This is a genomic window from Clostridium sp., from assembly GCF_016650095.1.
Classification (GTDB): domain Bacteria; phylum Bacillota; class Clostridia; order Clostridiales; family Clostridiaceae; genus Clostridium_AD.
This window is the reverse complement of record NZ_JAENWL010000232.1, coordinates 1-6,044: the sequence shown is the minus strand read 5'-3', so window position 1 is coordinate 6,044 and position 6,044 is coordinate 1. Positions and strand designations below refer to the sequence as shown.

Annotated in this window: 6 protein-coding genes; 1 reads left to right on the top strand and 5 read right to left on the bottom strand. The window is 29.5% G+C overall.

The window, feature by feature from the left end:
• Window positions 1-16: 16 nt before the first annotated feature.
• The 3 genes from JJE11_RS12985 to gpr all read right to left on the bottom strand — a co-directional run bounded on the left by JJE11_RS12985 (window position 17) and on the right by gpr (window position 2,621).
• Entirely contained in the window at window positions 17-274 is a 258-nt protein-coding gene (locus tag JJE11_RS12985; protein WP_291636281.1) for a hypothetical protein, read from the bottom strand.
• A gap of 93 nt (window positions 275-367) precedes the next feature.
• Entirely contained in the window at window positions 368-1,534 is a 1,167-nt protein-coding gene (locus tag JJE11_RS12980; RefSeq protein ID WP_291636279.1) for a stage II sporulation protein P, read from the bottom strand.
• Between the two features lie 112 nt (window positions 1,535-1,646).
• Window positions 1,647-2,621 (bottom strand): GPR endopeptidase, encoded by a 975-nt coding sequence (gene gpr / locus JJE11_RS12975; RefSeq protein WP_291636277.1) that lies wholly within the window; start codon window positions 2,619-2,621, stop codon window positions 1,647-1,649.
• Between the two features lie 219 nt (window positions 2,622-2,840).
• Here gpr and rpsT point away from each other — a divergent pair, with 219 nt between their 5' ends.
• The gene (rpsT, locus tag JJE11_RS12970) at window positions 2,841-3,113 is read left to right on the top strand and encodes a 30S ribosomal protein S20 (RefSeq protein ID WP_291636275.1); all 273 of its coding nucleotides are present in this window, start codon (window positions 2,841-2,843) and stop codon (window positions 3,111-3,113) included.
• A gap of 69 nt (window positions 3,114-3,182) precedes the next feature.
• Here the strand turns inward: rpsT and holA are convergent, their stop codons facing one another.
• Together holA and JJE11_RS12960 are read right to left on the bottom strand one after the other, a co-directional pair.
• Window positions 3,183-4,217 (bottom strand): DNA polymerase III subunit delta, encoded by a 1,035-nt coding sequence (holA, locus tag JJE11_RS12965; protein ID WP_291636273.1) that lies wholly within the window; start codon window positions 4,215-4,217, stop codon window positions 3,183-3,185.
• A gap of 18 nt (window positions 4,218-4,235) precedes the next feature.
• Window positions 4,236-5,942, bottom strand: a complete 1,707-nt coding sequence (locus tag JJE11_RS12960; protein WP_291636271.1) for a ComEC/Rec2 family competence protein — start codon at window positions 5,940-5,942, stop codon at window positions 4,236-4,238.
• Window positions 5,943-6,044: the final 102 nt, after the last annotated feature.

The window sequence follows — 6,044 nt, the reverse complement described above, 5'->3', positions numbered from 1 at the left end:
CTAACTATTATTTGTATTATTTTGAAATTATTTCATTATATGCACCAATACATTTTTCTTTCACGCTATCAAAAATTTTATTATTCACATAAAAAACATAGTCCTTAGTCTCTATTCTGAAATCTAAGGGTTTTAATTTTATGTTCATTTCAAACTTTGACCTTTTTATCACAAGTTCTGGCTTAGTAATATTAATTTTAATAAATCCATAGATGAATATGTAAACACAAAGAGAAATCATAAGTAAGTATTTAAATCTACCTTTTTTACGCATAAAAAGTGCCCCCCTACTAATTTTCTTAAATAAATAACAATTACTAATTATTATCTTCTTCTTAGTAAGGATGCACTTTTTAAATTAAATTATTCACTTTTTACCATATAATTGCTCTGCAATAATTCTTGCTAAATACTTACCAGTATTTTTAGCCTCTTGAATAGTATTAGTATATGAGCCTACCTCAAACATCACAGCATTATCACTTTTATCCTGGCTATAAAAATCCATCCCTCTTTGATAAGCATGTATTTGATTGGATCTTATAAGGTCTGGGTATAATTTATTTGATATTCCTATCATGGAATCTATTAATTTCTTCTGCTTTGCATATCTAGGATTTGACGTTGTCACCACAAACATATATTTAGCAACATCTTCTCCGTTTAATTTAGTAGTTACTGCATTTTTAGCCACACTATCTCTATGTAAATCTATAATTAATTTGAAATCTCCATATTGCTTTAAATATTTATCTAAAGTAACTCCAGATTTTTTGTAGGCATTATCATAAACCCCTTTATCATGCACAGTCTTATCATGTATAACTGCAATTCCATAATTTTTTTCTAATTCCTCTTCTATTACATCACCTACAGCACAGACATTTCTAGTTTGATCCATACTACTGTTAGTTAAAGTATCCTTGTCTGAAGTAAGATATGCTTCACATGTATGAGAATGATATATGAGTATTTCTGGTTTGGCATTATTTAAAGTTTTTTTCAAAGCAGGATTATAAAGGTTTGCAATCACTTTAGCATCCGCAGCATTAGATTTATTTACCTGCTTATCGCCTAAGTTAAAGGGATTAAGAATAAATGTTTTTAAACTTTTCACTTCATCCACCGAATCATTTATATTTACACCAGTGCCAATCTTATTATTATCTAAGTATGCAACTTCTTGTGCTATTATTGATATAGGATTTGAAATATCTACTCCTAAAAAAGATAGTGCATCAAATTGCATGCTGGTTTCACTGTTATTATCCTGCTGCACTGTGTTTGAGGCTTTAAATACTGATAATGCATTATTTATAACATTAATATAAAAGTAATTTTGATAATTTCCAGCACTATATGCCTTTGTATTTTTAGGTAAAATGAGGCCTAATAAAAAAATAATGAGTAATGTGAAAATACTAAAGAATATTCTCGCATTACTACCTTTTTTAATAGCATATTTAAAAAAACTATTTTTTTCACTTGGTACATTATTATTCTTACCTTTGAACTCTATACATTTGTAACTCATTTTTATCCCCCCAGCTTAGGCACCTAAAAAAATAACTAGCCATTATTCTAGCCTTTGTTATTTTTTTCAGGTGCTTTATACAATACATATGAGGGAATTTAAAAATTTATTACTAGTTTAAATACTTATTTATATCCTCTAAATCTAATGCCGGTTGCAATGCTATATTAATTCCATTAGCAATGATTTTAGAAACAGAATTTATAACCATATCAATATCTTTAGGTGTAACTACAAGATTACCAACATATGGATTTAATACTTCAGTGATCATCTTTTGTTTCTCTGCCTTATCAATTGACTTAAGCATATTGTAAAATTCTTTACCTTCATTTGCAGCTTTAATCATCCCATCAAGTACTAAATCAATAGTATCGTTCGCTAGTGTTGCCGCGTCCACTACTGTTGGAACTCCAATAGCGATAACAGGCACGCCCAAGGTTTTTTCACTTATTTCCATTCTGCGATTTCCTATTCCAGCCCCAGGAGAAATTCCAGAAGTCCCTATCTGTATAGTTTTATTTACCCTATCCACTTTTCTAGAAGCTAATGCATCAATGCAAATTACTAAATTGGGTTTAAGTCTCTCCACTATCCCGCGAATAATTTCGCTCGTTTCCATGCCGGTTATCCCGAGTACCCCAGGTGTTATAGCACATACAGGTCTTATCCCTTCATCTATGGTGTCGGGTACTAATTCCTTTAAATGCCTAGTTACCATTATTTTCGAAACAACTTTAGGTCCCACAGCGTCAGGCGTAACGTTCCAATTACCGAGTCCAACCACAAGGGCCGTCATACTATCATCTAATTTTATTAAGGGTTTCAGCACCTTTCCCATTGCAATACTTACTCTGTCCATAGCCTCACCATCATAATGAACAAATTCTGGGATATCAATAGTTATATATGTGCCTATTGGTTTACCCATCATTTTTTCTCCAATATCGCTTACTATCCGTACATTAGTAATTTTAATATCACCTTCATTATACTCATCCACATCAATACCTGGCGTTTCACCATTATTTTCTGATTTGTATATTTCTTTAGCTTCAACCGCTAAATCCGTTCTTACACTTATCATAATTTCACCTCAACTAGATTTTTAATATTAGCTTTTCCTAATTATTCTTTCCTATTCTTATAAATATGTTTATTTTAAACTTTGTATATATAGTTTAAATCCCTATTGAAGTGATTTAATTTTAATGCTATAATGTCAATTGACTAATTAAAAAAGTTCGTCAGCAGTTTTACCCAAAGCTACTGATACGTTATTAAATACAAAGGGTGGTGAAAATAAATGGCAAATATTCAATCAGCAAAAAAGAGAATTAAAGTAACTGAAGTTAAGACACAAAGAAATACAATGATTAAATCAGCTTTAAAAACTAAGGTTAAGAAATTCGAAACAGCTCTCGTAACTGGCAATGTTGAAGAAGCTAAAGTTACATATGCAAGCGTGGTTAAAGCTTTAGATATGGCTGTAACAAAAGGAATAATTCACATTAACAAAGCAGCAAGAAGAAAGTCAAGACTCGCAGCGAAATTAAACGCTTTAAGTGTAACTGCATAATAAATAACCGGTGATCTACACCGGTTTTTTATATTTTTTGCATAGCCATAAGCTTTTTTAAAAATCGTATTACATCACAGTCTTTATCATAAAAATTTCAATATTTATCTTATCATCAGTGGAAGTACTTTTAAGAGTTTTTTCAGTATTTACACAGAGCTCAATATTTCTTCTTAGTGCGATTAATGTAAACTTCATGCTCTGCGAAATCATTTTTTCGCAAATATATGGATGAAGTTTTAATTCACTCGCCAAAACGTCTTTTGATTTACCACTATCAATGCCTAATTTAATATTAAATAAAAGATTAAATTGTCGTCCTATCATAAATAATATAAGTGGAATCTTCTCCCCTTTATATATAAGTTCATTCAAAATGTCTAGAGCACGCTTAATATTTTTTTGGGACAAATAATCAACTAAATTAAAAATATCATTTTCACTCTTTTGAGGCATCATAGCCAAAATATCCTCTTTAGTAATCTCTCTCTCACCAGCAAACGAAACTAATTTTTCTATTTCATTTAATATGATATTCATATTATTGTCTACCTGAGAGCAAAATAAAGTAAGTTCTGATTTCCCGATATTTTTGCCTAAATCCTCGAATAAATCCTTGCATTTTCTCTGAAGAAATTCTCCCTTCAGTTTATCAACTTTTATCACGCATGCCTTTTTATCTAGCTTTTTAATTTTATAACTTGGTTTTTCTCTGTCACTTGTAAATACATAATATATGATCAAAATGCAATGAGGCGCGGGATTACTCAAATATTCACTTAGCAAAGCTAAATTTTTACTTTTTAAATCGCCAGAATTTTTACTCCCGCCACTATCATCTAAAAATGATGCTCTATATACAACCACTACCTTTTTTTCACTCATAAATGGCATGGTTTCACAAGCATCTATAATTATCTCAAAATCAGTTTTGCTACCATCAAATTTTGAATAATTCAAATCCATGTAATTACTACTTAATATGTTATCAGTTACAAATTTAACATAATTCTTTATTAACTTTTCATCAGGTCCACAAAATAAATAGCAATTATCTAATTCATTTTTTTTTATTTTTTTCTTAAGCTCTGCATAATTAATCAAAGTATTTCCCCCAACCTATTAAAATTTAAAAATTTTGTCTCCTATAATTATATATTTTGTTATTATTGTACCTGCGCTTGTATATGTTTCATCCGCTTTCAGTTCTATAATATCTTTGAATGGTGTAATTTCTTCTCCGGTATCATTAAATGCCGCCATACTAGATTTTCTATTTTCCTTTTGTACAAAACACACTTGCGCTTCCAATTTTTTACCTTGACTAATTAACCTAATAATATATCTGCCCCCAAGGTTCATAGTTGAATCTCCCTCATAACTTTGAAAAATTTTATCTATGATAACCGGCACTTTTAAATCCTGCACGTTAATGTTACCTGTGGTAACCGCAATTGTGTTTTCTTTATATTGTAATAAAACTACATCATTATTATTTATACTTATATAGCTAATCTCCGGAAAAATTTTATAAGTTTGAAATATAAAAACAAAAATGATACAAAAGGGAACATACTTAAATTGCCTATACCCTATTTTAATTCCAAGATAACATATATATAGTCCGAATACAACTAAACTCTCTATATACGAAAAGTAAATTATTTTTGGCAATGCCGCACCTAGTACTTTCTGAATAAATTCTATAATTGTTAAAACAGAGAATAGCCCATAATTTATTAAATTGAACAATTGATAAAAGGCACTACACACTAGACCTATATTGCCCAATATCACGACGATAGTATAAAATGGCAATAACAATAAGTTACTAACAAGAATTCCCAAACTAAAAGTTTTCAAAGCAAAAAGTGCATATGGCACTGAAAATATTTGGGAACTTATGCTTAAACTAAAAGACTCATTTATAGCAGAAGGTAATTTATATAACACCTTCTTTATTTTTTCATTATATACTATAATTCCAAGGACACAAAGAAATGAAAGCATAAATCCTATGTCAAGAATAGAAAATGGTCTAATTAACAATATTATGATTGCAGATAAGCTGAGAGCGGATAGACTATCGTATTTTTTATAAACCACACTTGATATTTTTAATATAAAAATCATTATAAAGGCCCTAATCGTAGAGGCTTTTCCTCCTGTAAATATCATATATCCAAAAGAACATAATATAGCAATCTTATAGCCAAAAATAATTTCTAAAGCTTTATATACTATTGACATATGTAGTCCTGATACACTTATAACATGGCTGATTCCTAATTTTCTAAAATCTTCTTTTTGAGTTTTTTCTATGTAGCCACTATCTCCAAAACATACGCCCATTACCAAAGCAGCTTTTTCTTTTCCTAGTACCTCTAAAAATTTATCATATAATCCACTTCGGAAATTTCCAATCTTTGAAATTAAATCCTCCTTGCAAATTTTATAATCACTAACTCTATATGTCCCAATGGTGCCCCTTTCATAAACTGCACTCTTCTGAAAATCACCATTTATCCAAACATTTCTTCCTTCCATTAAATCAAATATATTCCCCTCCAAAATAATCTTCTTATTATTATATTTTGCATAGCAATAATATGTACTCTTGTCTGAAATTCTCACTTTAACCGTTTGCTTACTTGGTAAATTAACATTAAAATAAGAATAGTAATTTACAGCTCCAATAATAAAAAAACAAACTACTAGATAAAAAAATTTTTTATCTATAGTAAAATACATTGTAGCTAAAAAAGATGCAGCTATAACTGCACCTAAAATAGGGTTATTAATTAAAATCAAACAAGTAACGCATCCCATAAATATTGTTATTGCATAATACACTAAAGGTCTAACCATAATAAACTGTTCAACTTGAAAATTTATTTATTAAAAGAACATATTAATTTGTTCCATCTTTTT

Bases quoted from the DNA above. Each gene is read 5' to 3' on its own strand.
- JJE11_RS12985 (WP_291636281.1), bottom strand. From the start codon at position 274: ATGCGTAAAAAAGGTAGATTTAAATACTTACTTATGATTTCTCTTTGT.
- JJE11_RS12980 (WP_291636279.1), bottom strand. From the start codon at position 1,534: ATGAGTTACAAATGTATAGAGTTCAAAGGTAAGAATAATAATGTACCA.
- gpr (WP_291636277.1), bottom strand. From the start codon at position 2,621: ATGATAAGTGTAAGAACGGATTTAGCGGTTGAAGCTAAAGAAATATAC.
- rpsT (WP_291636275.1), top strand. From the start codon at position 2,841: ATGGCAAATATTCAATCAGCAAAAAAGAGAATTAAAGTAACTGAAGTT.
- JJE11_RS12960 (WP_291636271.1), bottom strand. From the start codon at position 5,942: ATGGGATGCGTTACTTGTTTGATTTTAATTAATAACCCTATTTTAGGT.